Origin of the sequence: Rhodococcus sp. NPDC058532, assembly GCF_042719255.1 — a bacterium.
In the GTDB taxonomy this organism is placed as follows: Bacteria; Actinomycetota; Actinomycetes; order Mycobacteriales; family Mycobacteriaceae; genus Rhodococcus_G.
In genome coordinates, this window is sequence record NZ_JBHXNU010000005.1 from 1 (window position 1) to 13,775 (window position 13,775).

13 protein-coding genes and 1 tRNA gene are annotated in these 13,775 nt (G+C 71.2%); 3 read left to right on the plus strand and 11 right to left on the minus strand.

From position 1 onward, the window contains the following. Nucleotides 1-158: 158 nt before the first annotated feature. The 3 genes from ACFWQG_RS07920 to ACFWQG_RS07930 all read right to left on the minus strand — a co-directional run bounded on the left by ACFWQG_RS07920 (nucleotide 159) and on the right by ACFWQG_RS07930 (nucleotide 3,229). Nucleotides 159-1,397 carry a saccharopine dehydrogenase family protein gene (locus ACFWQG_RS07920; protein ID WP_378507057.1) on the minus strand — a complete coding sequence of 413 codons (1,239 nt, stop codon included), beginning with the start codon at nucleotides 1,395-1,397 and terminating at the stop codon, nucleotides 159-161. A 127-nt stretch (nucleotides 1,398-1,524) separates the two neighbouring features. After that, a complete protein-coding gene (locus ACFWQG_RS07925) occupies nucleotides 1,525-2,991 on the minus strand; it encodes an SDR family NAD(P)-dependent oxidoreductase (protein WP_378507058.1) in 1,467 nt (488 codons plus the stop codon). Between the two features lie 152 nt (nucleotides 2,992-3,143). Further along, nucleotides 3,144-3,229: transfer RNA gene (locus tag ACFWQG_RS07930), tRNA-Leu, on the minus strand. A gap of 167 nt (nucleotides 3,230-3,396) precedes the next feature. Between ACFWQG_RS07930 and ACFWQG_RS07935 the strand changes: the two genes are divergently transcribed. Both ACFWQG_RS07935 and ACFWQG_RS07940 read left to right on the plus strand, forming a co-directional pair. Further along, nucleotides 3,397-4,743: a M20/M25/M40 family metallo-hydrolase gene (locus tag ACFWQG_RS07935; protein ID WP_378507271.1), complete on the plus strand. Its 1,347-nt coding sequence runs from the start codon at nucleotides 3,397-3,399 to the stop codon at nucleotides 4,741-4,743. Between the two features lie 31 nt (nucleotides 4,744-4,774). Beyond that, nucleotides 4,775-5,308, plus strand: a complete 534-nt coding sequence (locus ACFWQG_RS07940; RefSeq protein WP_378507059.1) for a YbhB/YbcL family Raf kinase inhibitor-like protein — start codon at nucleotides 4,775-4,777, stop codon at nucleotides 5,306-5,308. Between the two features lie 51 nt (nucleotides 5,309-5,359). Here ACFWQG_RS07940 and ACFWQG_RS07945 read toward each other — a convergent pair whose 3' ends face one another. The 8 genes from ACFWQG_RS07945 to ACFWQG_RS07980 form a co-directional block, all read right to left on the minus strand. Next, nucleotides 5,360-6,433, minus strand: a complete 1,074-nt coding sequence (locus ACFWQG_RS07945; RefSeq protein ID WP_378507060.1) for a quinone-dependent dihydroorotate dehydrogenase — start codon at nucleotides 6,431-6,433, stop codon at nucleotides 5,360-5,362. 32 nt (nucleotides 6,434-6,465) lie between these two features. After that, a complete protein-coding gene (locus ACFWQG_RS07950) occupies nucleotides 6,466-7,566 on the minus strand; it encodes a hypothetical protein (protein WP_378507061.1) in 1,101 nt (366 codons plus the stop codon). Nucleotides 7,567-7,654: 88 nt separating this feature from the next. After that, nucleotides 7,655-8,503, minus strand: coding sequence for a heme ABC transporter ATP-binding protein (locus ACFWQG_RS07955; protein WP_378507062.1), 849 nt, complete (start codon nucleotides 8,501-8,503; stop codon nucleotides 7,655-7,657). Beyond that, nucleotides 8,500-9,579, minus strand: a complete 1,080-nt coding sequence (locus tag ACFWQG_RS07960; RefSeq protein WP_378507063.1) for a FecCD family ABC transporter permease — start codon at nucleotides 9,577-9,579, stop codon at nucleotides 8,500-8,502. The genes ACFWQG_RS07955 and ACFWQG_RS07960 overlap by 4 nt, the downstream gene beginning before the upstream one ends. Next, a complete protein-coding gene (locus tag ACFWQG_RS07965; RefSeq protein ID WP_378507064.1) occupies nucleotides 9,576-10,610 on the minus strand; it encodes a hemin ABC transporter substrate-binding protein in 1,035 nt (344 codons plus the stop codon). Before ACFWQG_RS07965 ends, ACFWQG_RS07960 begins: the two co-directional genes overlap by 4 nt. Further along, nucleotides 10,607-11,284: a heme oxygenase (biliverdin-producing) gene (locus ACFWQG_RS07970; protein ID WP_378507065.1), complete on the minus strand. Its 678-nt coding sequence runs from the start codon at nucleotides 11,282-11,284 to the stop codon at nucleotides 10,607-10,609. The genes ACFWQG_RS07965 and ACFWQG_RS07970 overlap by 4 nt, the downstream gene beginning before the upstream one ends. A 73-nt stretch (nucleotides 11,285-11,357) precedes the next feature. After that, nucleotides 11,358-11,795 carry a TIGR03668 family PPOX class F420-dependent oxidoreductase gene (locus tag ACFWQG_RS07975; RefSeq protein WP_378507066.1) on the minus strand — a complete coding sequence of 146 codons (438 nt, stop codon included), beginning with the start codon at nucleotides 11,793-11,795 and terminating at the stop codon, nucleotides 11,358-11,360. A gap of 32 nt (nucleotides 11,796-11,827) precedes the next feature. Continuing rightward, on the minus strand, nucleotides 11,828-12,745 hold the full coding sequence (locus ACFWQG_RS07980) for an aldo/keto reductase (protein WP_378507067.1): 918 nt from the start codon (nucleotides 12,743-12,745) through the stop codon (nucleotides 11,828-11,830). A 173-nt stretch (nucleotides 12,746-12,918) separates the two neighbouring features. Here ACFWQG_RS07980 and ACFWQG_RS07985 point away from each other — a divergent pair, with 173 nt between their 5' ends. Beyond that, nucleotides 12,919-13,761: an undecaprenyl-diphosphate phosphatase gene (locus ACFWQG_RS07985; protein ID WP_378507272.1), complete on the plus strand. Its 843-nt coding sequence runs from the start codon at nucleotides 12,919-12,921 to the stop codon at nucleotides 13,759-13,761. The last annotated feature ends 14 nt before the right edge of the window (nucleotides 13,762-13,775 follow it).

Here is a 13,775-nt window from a genome sequence, read left to right on the forward strand (position 1 = left end):
GGATCACGCCAGTCGATGAGGTGTGCCCGCAGTGCGGTGACGGTCGACAATCGCAACCCCGCACCGACCCGTGAGCCGCACCGGTGGATTCAGGTCAGATCGAACGAATGTGCCGTTCACTCGACGCAGCACTGCGGCCCGTCCATCCTGCAGAGCGCCTACATGCTGCGGACGGTGATCTCGACACCGGCGTCGCGGAGCCGCTCGACCAGCCGGTTGCCGATCGCGGTCGCCGGGGTGAGGACGCCGGCCGCCTCCGGCAGCACCGCGCGGTCGAGGGCAAGCGCGAGGGCGGACTCGCCGAGCATCACGGCGGTCGCCGCATACCCGGGGTCGCCCTGTGCGCGCATCCGCGACATGTAGCGGGCACCGGTGCTGGTGGTGGTGTAGACCTCCGTCGTGAAATGCCCGGTCCGGCGCGTCTTCTCGCTCGGCCCCTCGCCGGGCTTCGGCAGCATCCGGTCGAGCGCCCACCGCGTCGGGGGCAGCGCTAGGCCTGCCGCGAGGACGCCGAGCCCGGCCGCGACACCCGCCGCGAGCAGCGGTGACAGGGGCGATGCGCCGACGCTCATCACCTCTCGGTACCGGAACGTGCGCCCGTAGGCCCAGTCCAGCAGAGCGTTGCTACGCCGCACCACCCGGGTGTTTGTCGATGCCATCAAAAACGGTGCCAGCACCCCCGCCAGGTCCGGCGCGATGTCCGACCCCTTCACCAGTTCGGCGTCGAGCTGGCGCCCCAGATCGGGTTCCTTCGAGGCATCCGGGCTCAGCGAATAGGGTTGCAGCACAAGGGAACGCGCAGCCCTGTCCGACCTGACGGCGTCGACGAGGGTGCGGATCGAGTCGATCGTGCCGCCGCTGAGACCGCCGCGCAGCGAGGACACCACCAGGGTCGTGTCCGTGAGCGTGCCCGCGCCGTCCGCGGTGACCCTGTCGTGCAGAACGTGCACCCCGAGGTCCGATGGAATCGAGTCGAACCCGCACGCGTGCACGATCCGCGCGCCGGTGGTCCGCGCGATGTCGTGGTAGCGGTCGATGGATTCCCTGGCGAACAGGACCTCGCCCGACAGGTCCGCGTAGTCGGTGCCCGTCTCGGCGCACGCCCGCACCAGGTCGATGCCGTACTTCGCGTACGGACCGACGGTGCTGACCACGACCTGCGTGGATTCGGCCAGCGCGGTGAGGGAGGCGCCGTCGTCGGCGGACGCGATCAGGATCGGCCAGTCCGATGCGCCCGGCAGACTCTCGCGGACCCGCTCGAGCTTCGCTCGACTGCGCCCGGCCAACCCGATGCGGGTTCCGCCGGGGGCGTGTCGGGCCAGGTGGTCGGCGGCGAGCCGGCCGACGAAGCCGGTGGCTCCGTAGACGACGATGTCGAGGTCGCGGGTGCGGGTCATGCCGACTACACTAAGTGTGACCCTCCGTCACGTCCACGGCCCGCCCGCCTCGGGTTCCCTAATGTCACAGTGGGTCACTAGACGACACTCGATGTGACATTAGGGAACCAGTGGGTGGTTTTCTCCGTCACCAGGGGGACGGTTCGAAGTCCTTGAGGAAGCAGCCGTGCAGGTCGACGCCCGCCTCGCCCTGCACGATCGGGTCGTAGACCCGCGCCGCGCCGTCGACCAGGTCGAGCGGGGCGTGGAAGCCCTCATCCGCCAGGCGCAGCTTCGTGTAGTGCGGGCGTTCGTCGGTGATCCAGCCGGTGTCGACGGCGGTCATCAGGATGCCGTCCTGCTCCAGCATCTCCCTGGCGCTGGTGCGGGTGAGCATGTTCAGCGCCGCCTTCGCCATGTTGGTGTGCGGGTGTCCGGGCCCCTTGTACTTGCGGGAGAACTGACCCTCCATCGCGGAGACGTTGACCACGTACTTGCGGCGGGCCTGCGACGCGGCCATCGCGGGACGGAGTCGGTCGACCAGGATGAACGGCGCCACCGAGTTGCACAACTGCACCTCGAGGAGCTCGATCGGGTCGACCTCGCCGACGGCCTGCACCCAGCTGTTGGTGTGCGCGAGATCGGGCACTAGGCCGCCCGCGTCGATCGCGATCCCCTGCGAAATACGTTCGGGGGTGGCCGATCCCGCGACCAGCGCCAGCTCGCTGACCTGATGCACGATCGACTGGGTTGCCGCGGGCAGCGAACTGGCCAGGGCGGCGGGGTGCGCGTCGCTGGTCTTGCCGAACGTCACCACGTCGGGCAGCGCGCCCGCGGGCAGCGGAGCCGACTCCGCCTCGGCGAGCGCGGAGTAGGCGCCGGGGGAGCGGCGGACGGTCTGGGCGGCGTTGTTGATCAAGATGTCGAGCGGCCCCTGCGCGGCGACGTCCTCGGCGAGCGCGACGACCTGGGCCGGGTCGCGCAGGTCGATGCCGACGACGCGGAGTCGGTGGATCCAGTCGGCGCTGTCCTCCATTGCACTGAACCGGCGGATGGCGTCGTTCGGGAATCTGGTGGTGATCGTCAGGTGGGCGCCGTCGCGGAGCAGGCGCAGCGCGATGTACATGCCGATCTTCGCGCGGCCACCGGTGAGTAGTGCCCGCCTGCCGGTCAGATCGGTGGACGCGTCCCGCTTGGCGTGACTGCGCGCCGCGCACTCCGGGCACAGCTGATGGTAGAAGGCGTCGACGACGGTGTACCGCTGCTTGCAGATGTAGCAGGGCCGCGGCCGGATCAGGGTGCCCGCGGTGTCCCCGACGGTCGGCGAGGAGATCAGCACACCGGCGGTCTCGTCGTCAATGCGGTTGGGTGACCCGGTCGCGGTCGCGGCAACGACGGCGCGGTCGGCCGCGTTCTTCGCGTCACGGACCTCGATCCGCTTGCGCCGCTTGAGCCGCTTGAACATCTTGCCGCTGGCGCGCTGCAGGGCAACGGAATCGGGATGGTCGGCGTCGAGTTCTCCTGCCGCGGCGAGGACCCTCAGGCAGGTCTCCAGATCCGTCGGGTCGATGCTCTGCAGGTCGGCGGGGTCGATGCCTGTCGTCGGTTGTGCCATCGGTGCTGGTGCTCAGTCCTGATCTCGTCGCTGCTGTCGTCGGTCGAGTCTACCGGCGGCGGCGCCGGACACCGATTCGGTGATGGTGGTCGCGAGACGACGAAAGCCCCGAACCGAAGTTCGGGGCTTTCGTCGTCTGTCTCAACTCAGAGTGCGCGAGGGGGGACTTGAACCCCCACGTCCATTAGTAGGACACTAGCACCTCAAGCTAGCGCGTCTGCCATTCCGCCACTCGCGCTTGCACACTCTTTGTTTCGCTCGCCGCTCTCGCTGCGTGCTGGAAAAGATTAACCCAGCACACCCCGAGAACCAAAATCGTCTCGTTGTCGCAGGTCAACGCCGGTGCGGCGGGGGTGTTCGCACGAATTCCGGTGGTGCACGGTGTAGGAAAGGGAGGTGCCGCACATCGATTCCTCACCCACAATCCGCAGCAGTGCCGAATCCGAGGTCGTCGACCTCGTCAGTGCGCTGATCCGTTTCGACACGTCCAACACCGGCGACCTCGCCACCACCAGGGGCGAACGGGAATGCGCCGAATGGGTGGCAGGCAAGCTCGAGGAAGTCGGCTACGAGACGGTGTACGTCGAGTCGGGTCAGCCCGGACGTGGCAACGTCTTCGCGCGACTGCCCGGCGCCGACCGCAGTCGCGGCGCGCTGATGATCCACGGCCACCTCGATGTGGTGCCCGCCGAACCCGCGGACTGGAGTGTCCACCCCTTCTCGGGGGCCGTCGAGGATGGCTACGTGTGGGGGCGCGGCGCCGTCGACATGAAGGACATGGTCGGAATGACGCTGGCGCTGGCGCGCCAGTTCAAGGCCGAGGGCACGGTGCCGCCGCGGGACCTGGTGTTTGCCTTCCTCGCCGACGAGGAGGCGGGCGGGACCTGGGGGTCGCAGTGGCTCGTGCAGCACCGGCCCGACCTGTTCGACGGCATCACCGAGGCGGTCGGCGAGGTCGGCGGGTTCTCCCTGTCCGTGCCGCGCCCCGACGGCTCCGATGCGCGCCTGTACCTGGTCGAGACCGCGGAGAAGGGGCTCGGCTGGATGCGGTTGACCGCGAAGGCCCGAGCCGGGCACGGCTCGTTCCTGCATGAGGACAACGCGGTCACCCTCCTCGCCGAGGCGGTCGCGCGGCTCGGACGGCACACCTTCCCGCTGGTGGTGCCGGACTCGGTCGCCGAGTTCCTCGGTGCCGTCGGCGCCGAGACGGGACTGGACTTCGACCCGTCCGCCCCCGACATCGACACCGCGCTGGAGAAGCTCGGGACCATCTCCCGAATCATCGGCGCCACCCTCCGGGACACCGCAAACCCGACGATGCTCGACGCCGGCTACAAGGCGAACGTCATCCCGCAGACCGCAACCGCGGTCGTGGACTGCCGGGTGCTCCCCGGTAGGCAGGCGGCGTTCGAGCGGGAGGTCGACGAGCTGATCGGACCCGACGTCACCCGGGAGTGGATCACCAAGCTGGACTCCTACGAGACCACGTTCGATGGTGCGCTGGTCGACGCGATGAACGCGGCGATCCTCGCGCACGACCCGAACGGACGCACCGTGCCGTACATGCTCTCCGGGGGGACCGACGCAAAGGCGTTCGCCACGCTGGGGATTCGTTGCTTCGGGTTCGCTCCATTGCAGCTTCCGTCGGAACTCGACTTCACCGCGCTCTTCCACGGCGTCGACGAGCGGGTGCCGGTGGACGCACTAGAGTTCGGCACACGCGTGCTCGAGCACTTCCTGCTGCACAGCTGACCATCGTCACCGCACCCACGAGAGGACCCCCATGGCGCACGATCCGTACGGCCCACTGCCGGACCTGCCGACCTTCACCCTGACCTCGGACCAGGTCACCGAGGGCGGCGAGGTGCCCGCCGACCAGCGCAGCGGGATCTTCGGGGTCCCCGGCGGCAAGGACATCTCCCCGCAGCTGTCCTGGTCCGGGTTCCCCGCCGAGACCAAGAGTTTCGCGGTCACGATGTTCGACCCGGACGCGCCGACCGCGTCCGGGTTCTGGCACTGGGCGGTGGCGAACGTCCCGGCGTCGGTCACCTCCCTCGCCCTGAACGCGGGCGACGAGGGGGGTGCCGGGCTGCCTGCCGACGCGATCACCCTGAAGAACGATGGCGGCGGACACCGCTATCTCGGCTCCGCCCCGCCGGTGGGCCACGGTCCGCACCGCTACATCTTCGCCGTGCACGCGCTGGACGTCGAGAGCGTCGAGGGGCTGACCGCCGATGCGACGCCCGCGTTCCTCGGCTTCAACCTGTTCGGCCACGCGATCGCCCGCGCCACCCTGACGGCCGCCTTCGGGCGCTAGGCGGCTCCGCCGCCCGTGAGTCCTTCTGGCCCGCAGGGGGACCAAAAGGACTCACGGGCGCGAAGCGCCTTGGCCGACCGCGTCGGCGAGCGAGGCGTAGCCGCCGTCCCGGACCTTGCGCGCGAGGCCCCGGTGGATCTTCTTCATCCAGAACGGTCCGCCGTAGATGAACCCGGTGTAGCCCTGGATCAGGGACGCGCCGGCCAGGATCCGCTCCCACGCCTGGTCGACGGTCTCGATGCCGCCGACGGAGATCAGCGCCAGGCGGTTGCCGACCCGCGCGTACAGCCGGCGCAGCACCTCCACCGACCGGTCCGCGACCGGTGGGCCGGAGACGCCGCCCGCACCCATCGCGGACACCTCGCCCGCTGGGGTCAGCAGACCGTCCCGGGAGATCGTGGTGTTGGTGGCGACGATGCCCGCGAGGCCGAGTTCGACGGCCAGGTCCGCGACCGCGTCCACGTCCTGGTCGGACAGATCCGGTGCGATCTTCACCAGCACCGGCATCTCCACCACCTCGAGGACGGCGGCGAGGATCGGGCGCAGCGACTCCACGGCCTGCAGGTCCCGCAGCCCCGGCGTGTTGGGGGAGCTGACGTTGACGACGAGGAAGTCGGCGAGCGGCCCGAGCAGCCGGGCGCTGGCGGCGTAGTCCTCGGCGGCGTCCGCCGCGGCGACCACCTTCGTCTTGCCGATGTTCGCGCCGATCGGCAGCGCCGTCTTGCGCTGCCGCAGCTGGTTCGCGGCATGGCCTGCGCCGTGGTTGTTGAAGCCCATGCGGTTGAGCAGCCCGCGGTCCGCGGGCAGCCGGAACAGTCGCGGCGCCGGGTTGCCTGGCTGTGCCTGCGCGGTGACGGTGCCCACCTCGGCATACCCGAATCCCATGGCGCCCCAGACGTTCACGCCGGTGGCGTTCTTGTCGAAGCCGGCGGCGAGACCGAGCGGCGCGGGGAAGTCGACGCCGAACACCCTGGTGCGCAGCACCGGGTCCGGAACGGTGAGCACCCGCGCGACCAGGGCGCGCAGCGGCCCGACGACGGTGACCAGTCGCATCGCCCCGAAGGCGAGGTGGTGCACGCGTTCCGGGGACAGCAGGAACATCAGGCGCAGCAGCAGGGTGTACACGAAAGAGCCTCTCTCGATTGTCGTGCCGCGGATCAGTGACCGGTGACGTCGATGCGTTGCAGCCCGTCGCCGGTGGCCGACGCGATGAACACCGTCCCCGACTCGGAGTCGACGGCCACCGAATTGGGTTGCCGGACAGTGGGGTAACGATGCTTCTCGACCGGGATTCCGGTGGACAGGTCGTACCCGACGACCTCGTTCGTTCCGGTGACCGTCACCCACACCATGCCGGTCTTCTCGTCGACCGCGACCCCGTACGGCGAGTTCGGCACCGGGTAGCGCTGATGCAGCATCAGCGGGTCCGTGGTGTGCGAGAGCAGTTCACCGTCGTTGGTGTCGGTGATGATGACCCGGCCGAACCGGTCGGCGACGAGGTTCGTTGCGCCGTCGCCGGCGCGCAGCGCGAGGCCGAGCCGGTCGTCGTCGAAGTTGATCTCGGTGACCGAACTCTGCCGCCGGTCCAGTGCGGTGACCCGGCCGTCGTGCTCGCCGAGCGCGTCGACGGACACCAGGCCGGAGACCGTGTCGCTGCTGGTCCCGTCGGCCTCAATCTCGAGGACCTCGCCCGCCGCGGTGCCGACCGCCATCCGGCCGTCCGCGAGCAGCGCGACCGCCTGCACGTCGCCGTCGACCGCGGTGCTGGTGGTGTCCCCGGTCGCCAGGTCCACCCGCACCACCGCCCGGCCCGCGGGAACCGCGACGACGCCGTCGCGCGGGGCGGACAGCGCAGCGACACCGCCGGGCAGCGTCACGGTGCGCAGCGGGACGTCCGACAGTGCTCCCGGCGGCATACCGGACACCGATCCGGGCAGCAGGAGCAGGCCGCGGGCGTCGGGGGTCAGCATGACCACGGTGTCGGTGTCGTCGTCGAACACCGTCGCCGAGACCGGGCCGCCGAGGGTGACCACGCCGCCTGCGGGCGGGTTCGACACCGCGGGTGACGCGGCGGCGGTCGCGGGTTCGATCGTCTTGACCTTGTCGGTGTCGTTGTCCGAGGCGCAGCCGGTGACCAGCAGTAACAGCGCCCCCGACAGAACGGTCGCGGCGCGTGCGCGTTGCCTCGGCATGTACGTCTCCTCACGATGCGGCAGCGTCGCGCCCTCGGCGGGCGGACACGGTTCGGCGTCCAGCATTCCCGATCCCGGCCGGTGCACCGAATCCGCCCCTCCGCGGTGCGGTCCACGTCACTGCGGTCGCCCGCAGACCGGCGATCGGGGGCGGCTAGGGCATGTCGCGGCGCGGCAGCACCAGCTGTGCACCGGTCCGCGGGTGGGTGAGCACCTCGACGGGGTGGCCGTACACGCGGCCGAGCAGGTCCTCGGCGAGGACCTCCCGCGGCGGACCCAGCGCGGCGAGCCCGCCGTCGGCGAGCACCGCGACGGTGTCCGCGTAGGCGGCGGCCAACGCCAGATCGTGCAGCACCACCACGACGGCGGCGCCGTCCCCGGCCCGCCCGGCCGCGAGCCGCATCACCGCCTCCTGATGCCCGAGATCGAGCGCCGCGGTCGGTTCGTCGAGCAGCAGCGTGGTGGTGCGCTGGGCGAGGACCCTGGCCAGTGCGACCCGGGCCTTCTCGCCGCCGGACAGGGCAGCGAAGGGGCGCTGCGCGAACCGTTCCACGTCGCAGGCGGTCATTGCCTCGGCGACGGCGGCGTCGTCCTCGTCCCGCAGGGCGGTGCGAGCCCACGGGGTGCGGCCCATCCGAACCACCTCGCGGGCGGTGAAGGAGAAGCCGACGGTGTGCTGCTGCGGCAGCACCGCGCGGCGGCGGGCCATCTCGGCGCCGGTCCAGTCCCCGAGCGGTCGTCCGTCGAGGTCGACCCGCCCCGCGGCGACGGCGGTGTCCCCGGACAGGGCCGCGAGCAGAGTGGACTTTCCTGCGCCGTTGGGGCCGACGAGTGCAAGCACCTCCGCGGCCCGGACGTCGAGGGACACCGAGTCGAGGACGCGGCGGCCGCCGCGGTCGACGCTGACGTCGACGGCGCGCATCGTCACCGTCCCCGGTTCGGGTCGGTGCGGTGCGGGCAGGTCGCGCGCGAACAGGTCGCGCACCCGGGCGGTGACGGTCATGCCCAGCCTCCCTGCTGCTTACGGGTGCGACGCAGCATCCAGAAGAAGAACGGTCCGCCGATCAGCGACGTCAGCATGCCGAGCGGCAGGTCGGCGTTCGGGACCAGGGTGCGCGCCCCGAGGTCGGCGGCGAGCAGCACGATCGCGCCGCACAGCACGCTGGCGGGGATCAGCAGCCGGTGCGCCGGGCCGACCACCATGCGCATCAGGTGCGGGACGACGAGGCCGACGAACAGGATGATCCCGGTGAACGCGACCGACGCGGACACCAGAACCGCGACGACGAGCACCGCGACCTGGCGCAGCCGCTCGACGTTCACGCCGAGGTGGGCGGCCGCGGATTCGCCGAGCGAGAGCAGGTCCAGCTTGTTGGCGAGCATCATCGTGACCGCGATGCCCACGATCGCCATCGGCGTCACCACCGCGACCGCCTCCCAGGTGGCGCCGTTGAGGCTGCCCAGTTGCCAGAAGACGATCTGGTCGCGGGCTGCCGGGTCGGCGGCGAAGGTGAAGAAGGCGATAAGGCCGCCCGCGAACGCGTTGATCGCGACGCCGGTGAGCACCAGCGTGACCACCTCGGTGCGACCGTCGGAGCGGGCGAGCAGGTACACCAGGATCGTGGTGATCAGCCCGGTGACGAACGCGGCGGCGGCCACCGCGGTGCCCGCGACGAACGCGCCCCCGGTGAGGATCACCGCGCACGCGCCGACCGCAGCACCGGAGGACACACCGATGACGCCGGGTTCGGCGAGCGGATTCGCGAAGACACCCTGCAGCAGCGCGCCCGCGCAGGCCAGGCCCGCGCCGACAACAATCGCCAGGACCACCCGGGGGAACCGGACCTGCCACAGGGTGACCTCGCCGCTGGGGTGGGCAGGCATCGGACCGAGGTCGAGACCGATCCGGTGGGCGAGTGAACCGAGCACCTCCGCCGGTGAGGTCGGCACCTGGCCGATGCACGCGGAGGCCACCGCGAGGACCAGCAGCCCGAGCGCGAGCGCGATCAGCACGACCGCGGCGCCGGGGCGCCGGGGCGCCGCGGTGGTGGGCGCGGTCGCGGTTGGCTCGGCGGTCACTGCGAGTCGGGGCCGTAGAGCGCGACGGCGAGGGCGTGCAGCACCTCGCCGGTGCGGGGACCGAAGCTGAGCAGCGCGCCGTCCTGCATGTCCACCACCCGCTGGTTGCGCCCGGCCGGGGTCTGCGCGATGCCCGGGATCCGCTCGAGGCCGTTGATGCCGCCGATCGAGTCGAGTCCCTTCGTCATCATCAGGAAGACGTCCGGGGCCGCTGCGATCATCGCCTCGCTGGTGATCGGCGTGAACTTCGCGGTCAGGCCGGATGCGGTGCCTGCGTCGACGCCGCCGAGCGCCTCGATCAGCGAGTCGGCGCCGGAGCCGGGCCCGGCGAGCATCGTGATCGACGTGCCGCGCATGTAGAGGAACGCGACCGTCGGGGCGGTGCCGTCGGTCGGGGCCAGCGCCGCCGCCTCGTCGATCCGGGCGGAGGTGCGGTCAGCGAGCGCCTTGCCCTCCGCGGGGACGCCGAGGGCCGCCGCGACCGCCTCGATCTGGCCGGGGACGCCGTCGAGGGTGCGGGTCGGATCGAAGAAGACGACCGGGATGCCCGCGTCCCGCAGCTGATCCTGCACCGACCTCGGCCCGATGCTGGTGTCGGTCAGTACCACGGTCGGGTGCAGGTTCAGGATCGCCTCCGCGGACATCGAGTGCCCGGACGGGGTGACGTTCGGCACCGACGCGACCGCCGGGAACTGCGCGGCCCCGTCCCGGCCGACGAGCCGATCGCCAAGTCCGAGGGCGTACACCGTCTCGGTGAGCGTGCCGTACTGGTCGGCGGCGACGATCCGGCTGGTGTCGGTGATCGTGACGTCGACGCCGTCGAACCCGCGGACCGTCACGGGCAGCGTCGCGGCGGGCGACTGCGCGATCGGGGTCGGGTCGAGGCCGTCGAGGGTTGCGGTGGTCCGGCCGGACTGCCCCGACGCGGACACGTCGCCGTCTCCGGTCCCGCAGCCGACCGCGACCAGGGCGGCGGCGGCCAGTACCGCGGCCGCGCGCAGGACGCCGCCGCGGGCACGCACCCCGATCACTTGACCAGGTAGGTGTCGATGTCGGCCTCGAGGTCCGCGAACAGCGCCCCGTTCAGCTCGTATGCGAGGTTCACCTCGTCGATCAGCCGCTGCTGATCCTCGGCGGACAGGGGCGCGTCGTCGAGCTTGGCCCGGTACTCGTCCTTGTACACCTTCGGCTTCTCGATCTGGTCGAAGATGTAGAACCGGAGGCCGTCGGTGGTGTAGCCGTAGGCGCGTTCGAGCATCCGGCGGATGATCTGGCCGCCGGACAGGTCGCCGAGGTACCGGATGTAATGATGCGCGACGAAGCCGGCAGGCCAGGAGAACGCGACCTCGTTGAGCCGGTCGATGTAGCGCTGGGTGGCGGGCGTCGCGCTGATCTCGTCGCGCCAGTTCGCGCCGAGCAGGAACTCGAGGTCGGCCTCGAGGGCCTCGGTGCGGAGCAGCTCGTCGCCGAGGAACGGTGCGACGACGGGGTGGTCGGCGTGCGCGTGCCCGGCCTCCTCCAGGGTGCGGTAGACGAGGTAGGTCTGCGCGATCAGCGCCGCGTGCGCTGCGGCGTTGAGCTTGCCGCCGAGCAGGTCGCCGACGAACCGGGACTGTTCGGTCCGGCGGTGGGCGGCGTCGGTCTCCGCCTTGATCCGCTCGGCGAGGCCGGGCGCCGTCGTGGTCGCCGAATCGAGCGCTGTCATCACTTCCCCTGTCTGGAAAACGCGAAGGTGTGCGGTTGGAAACACGGTGTCGAGAAAACGTTTCGGCACCAGGTTAGCCTGGCCTTGGCTCAGCGTGTGCGCGGGATACCCACCCCACCCAGCGCCGCGGACGCACGACGATCACCGGCCCGGCGGGCAGCGCGTCCGTGTACTGCGGATACTTCTGGACGAGCGCCCAGATTCCGCGTTCGCCGGACGGTGACGTGGCGTCCACCACGTCCGCCGCGCCGTCCATCCGAACCCACCACAGCCGGGTCCAGTCCTCGTCGTACTCGTCGACGAGCAGGGACACCCGACCCGTCGCCCGCACATGGTCGAGGCGACGCAGCCGCCGCGTCGACTTCGGCTTCCCGTCGACGGCCGTGACCACCGCGTCGCCGTCGACCGCGAACACCACCGGGACCAGATGCGGCTCACCCGCGGCCGACACCGTGCCCAGTGTCGCCACCCGGGCCCGCTCGAATCGCCGCCGCGCCTCCCGCTCCCGCATGCCACCCAGGGTAGGGATCGGGCGCCGCGGCGTCAGGCGCTGACGTCGTCCAGGGCCGCAGCGATGGCGTCGGGCAGCTCCAGCTCCTCCGCGGCGAGCACGCCGGTGTGCTGGGCGTAGTCCCGCGCCCCCACGATCGCGCTGGCCACCCCCGGCCGGTCCCGCACCCACGCCAGCGCGACCGCCAACGGCGACGCGCCGAGCCCGTCCGCGGCGGTGACGACGGCGTCGACCACCCGGGAGGTTGCCGGCGTCAGGTACCCGGCCACCGACTCCGTGCCCGACTCCGACGCACCGCGCGAATCGGCGGGGATCCCGTCCCGATACTTGCCGGTGAGCACCCCACCGGCGAGCGGCACCGCCGCGAGCAACCCGACCCCGTGAAAGTCGGCCGCGGGCAGCAACTCATCCTCGGCGCCGCGGGCCAGCAGCGAGTACTCCGCCTGCGTCGCGGCCAGCGGGGCCGCGGCCGTCGTAGTCGCCAACTGCCAGCCCAGGTGGCCGCGGGCCCCGACATACCGGACCCGGCCGCTGGTGACGGCGTACTCGAGCACCGCGGCGACCTCGTCGACGGGAGTCCGCGGATCCCACGCCGCGACCTGCCACAGGTCGAGGTGGTCGGTGCCGAGATCGCGCAGGGTCGCGTCGAGTTGGGTGAGCAGCGCCCGGCGGGAACAGTCGACGCCGTCCCGTCCCGGATGGATTCCGCCACTGCTCGAGAGCACCAGCTCGGTGCGCGGCACCACGTCGTCGAGGAGTTCGGCCAGCACCCGCTGAGCGGCGCCGCCGCCGTAGAACGGCGACGAATCGACCAGCGTGCCACCGGCTTCCACGAACCCGACCAGCTGCGCCGCGGCCTCGTCGCCCTCGGTGTCCCGACCCCACGGCAGGGTGCCGAGACCGATCCGGGACACCCGCAGCCCGCTGCGTCCGACCGTCCGCTGCTTCATCGTTCGCTCACCACAACTCCGGAAGCGTAGTGCCGCGGCCAGGTGCGTGGCAGCCGGACGCGCCGAGCGGCCGCGGTGACGCGGGCGGGTACGGTGCTGTCCGTGATGCGCCGCCCGGCCACGTCGATGGCCCACCGACCCGATCCGCGCCTGCCCGATCGGGCCACCCGGTGATCGGGGAGTCGATGACCTGGGTGCAGGCGATCGTGCTCGGCGTCGTGCAGGGATTGACCGAGTTCCTGCCGATCTCGTCGTCCGGACACCTGCGGATCGTCTCCGAACTCTTCTTCGGTGCGGACGCGGGCGCGTCCTTCACTGCCGTCACCCAGCTCGGCACCGAGGCGGCCGTCCTGGTGTACTTCGCGCGCGACATTGGACGGATCGTGATGGCGTGGCTGCGGGGCCTGCGCGACCCGGACCGCCGCGACCACGACTACAAGATGGGCTGGTACGTCATCATCGGCACCATCCCGGTCGGGGTGCTCGGGTTCCTGTTCAAGGATCAGGTCCGCACCGGCGCCAGGAACCTGTGGCTGGTGGCGACGATGCTCATCGTGTTCGCGCTGGTGATCGCCGCCGCCGAACACTACGGGCGCAAGCAGCGCCCGATCGAGCAACTGACCCTCAAGGACGGCGTGCTGATGGGGTCGGCGCAGGCGCTGGCGCTGATCCCCGGCGTCTCCCGCTCCGGCGGCACGATCAGCGCGGGCCTGTTTCTCGGACTGACCCGTGAGGCCGCGGCGCGGTACTCGTTCCTGCTCGCCATCCCCGCGGTGACGGCGGCCGGCCTGTTCTCGCTGCCCGACGCCTTCGAGCCGGCGGGGGAGGGGCTCAACGCGAGCGGCCCCCAGCTGATCGTCGCGACGATCATCGCCTTCGTGATCGGGTACGCGACGATCGCGTGGCTGCTGCGGTTCGTGGTCAACCACTCCATGTACTGGTTCGTCGGCTACCGGATCATCCTCGGTGTCGTGCTGCTGGTCCTGCTCGGCACCGGCGTCGTCGCCGCGACCTGACGTGGGCCGAGTCG

Bases quoted from the DNA above. Each gene is read 5' to 3' on its own strand.
- ACFWQG_RS07920 (WP_378507057.1), bottom strand. From the start codon at position 1,397: ATGACCCGCACCCGCGACCTCGACATCGTCGTCTACGGAGCCACCGGC.
- ACFWQG_RS07925 (WP_378507058.1), bottom strand. From the start codon at position 2,991: ATGGCACAACCGACGACAGGCATCGACCCCGCCGACCTGCAGAGCATC.
- ACFWQG_RS07940 (WP_378507059.1), top strand. From the start codon at position 4,775: ATGGCGCACGATCCGTACGGCCCACTGCCGGACCTGCCGACCTTCACC.
- ACFWQG_RS07950 (WP_378507061.1), bottom strand. From the start codon at position 7,566: ATGCTGGACGCCGAACCGTGTCCGCCCGCCGAGGGCGCGACGCTGCCG.
- ACFWQG_RS07955 (WP_378507062.1), bottom strand. From the start codon at position 8,503: ATGACCGTCACCGCCCGGGTGCGCGACCTGTTCGCGCGCGACCTGCCC.
- ACFWQG_RS07970 (WP_378507065.1), bottom strand. From the start codon at position 11,284: ATGACAGCGCTCGATTCGGCGACCACGACGGCGCCCGGCCTCGCCGAG.
- ACFWQG_RS07975 (WP_378507066.1), bottom strand. From the start codon at position 11,795: ATGCGGGAGCGGGAGGCGCGGCGGCGATTCGAGCGGGCCCGGGTGGCG.
- ACFWQG_RS07980 (WP_378507067.1), bottom strand. From the start codon at position 12,745: ATGAAGCAGCGGACGGTCGGACGCAGCGGGCTGCGGGTGTCCCGGATC.